The sequence below is a fragment of the Pseudomonas sp. Irchel 3E19 genome (assembly GCF_900187585.1).
Taxonomy (GTDB): Bacteria; Pseudomonadota; Gammaproteobacteria; order Pseudomonadales; family Pseudomonadaceae; genus Aquipseudomonas; species Aquipseudomonas baetica.
The window spans coordinates 1-1,373 of record NZ_FYDT01000105.1; the positions used below are offsets into that span (position 1 = coordinate 1).

1 protein-coding gene is annotated in these 1,373 nt (G+C 54.2%); it reads left to right on the top strand.

The features are described 5' to 3' along the window. The first annotated feature begins 52 nt into the window (after window positions 1-52). On the top strand, window positions 53-1,312 hold the full coding sequence (locus CKW18_RS29560) for an IS256 family transposase (RefSeq protein WP_095191981.1): 1,260 nt from the start codon (window positions 53-55) through the stop codon (window positions 1,310-1,312). Window positions 1,313-1,373: the final 61 nt, after the last annotated feature.

Genomic DNA, 1,373 nt, shown 5'->3' on the forward strand with positions numbered 1-1,373 from the left:
GGGAGTGTCATTAATTTTGTGTTCGGGCATAACATGCTGCAGAGGTGCATGTATGCCAACCAAAAAGAAACCGGCCCGTGAGGCCAAGCGTGACCTTCCGTCCATTCCAAAAGAGCTGATCGACCAGTTCCTCAGTGAGTCGATGAGTGCCGAAGCTATTCAGGATGCTGCGATGGCGTTCAAAAAGGCGCTTATCGAACGTGCCCTTGGCGCCGAATTGGGACTTCATCTTGGCTATCCTCAGGGCGCGGAGCGCCCTGAGGATTCGAGTAACCAGCGTAACGGCAAGAGCGGAAAAACCGTGCTGACAGATGACGGCCCGTTGCGCCTGGATATTCCCAGAGACCGCGACGGCAGTTTTTCTCCGATTCTGATCCCCAAACATGAGCGCCGTTTTACCGGCTTTGATGACAAGATCATTGCCATGTATGCCCGCGGCATGAGCGTTCGCGAGATTCGTGCCTTTCTCTCGGAGCAGTACGCAACAGACGTCTCCCATGACTTCATCAGCACCGTTACCGACGCTGTTCTGGAGGAAGTCGGTACGTGGCAGCAACGGCCACTCGAACCTATGTACCCGGTCATTTTCTTCGATGCGCTGCGGGTTAAAATCCGTGATGAAGGCGTGGTTCGCAACAAGGCGATTTACCTTGCTCTGGGCGTACTACCGGACGGCACTCGAGATATTCTGGGCATCTGGATTGAGAACACAGAGGGCGCCAAATTCTGGATGAAAGTCTTCAATGACCTCAAAACCCGGGGGGTCGAAGATGTCCTGATCGCGGTAACGGACGGTCTCAAAGGCATGCCTGAAGCCTTGAGTGCAGTGTTCCCTCAGACGGCGTTGCAGACATGCATCGTGCACCTGATCCGCAACAGCCTTGATTACGCAGCATGGGACAAGCGTCGTGAGCTGGCCAAGGCCCTGAAACCGATTTATCAAGCACTCAACGCTGACGTCGCCGAGCAAGCTCTGGATGCCTTCGAATCGGGCCCTTGGGGCAAGCAATATCCAACTGTGGTTGCAGCCTGGCGACGCGCTTGGGATCGAGTTATCCCGTTCTTTGTGTTCCCGCCGGCCATACGAAAGGTGATCTACACCACCAATGCCATCGAGAGTATCAACTCGCAGCTGCGCAAGATCATCAAGACAAGAGGCCACTTTCCAACCGATGAAGCCGCGACAAAACTGATCTGGCTGGCACTGCAAAACATCACCGCCAACTGGGGCAGTGCAGCCCATGACTGGAAAAACGCTATGAATCAGTTTGCGATTTTGTACGGAGATCGATTCATCAGGTCAAACTGGTGAAATGAAGGCCTGCCTAACGGCAGGCCATTACCAGCCCGCACACAAAAAATCTGACACTCTC

Coding starts and splice junctions, on each gene's coding strand:
- CKW18_RS29560 (WP_095191981.1), top strand. CDS start 53: ATGCCAACCAAAAAGAAACCGGCCCGTGAGGCCAAGCGTGACCTTCCG.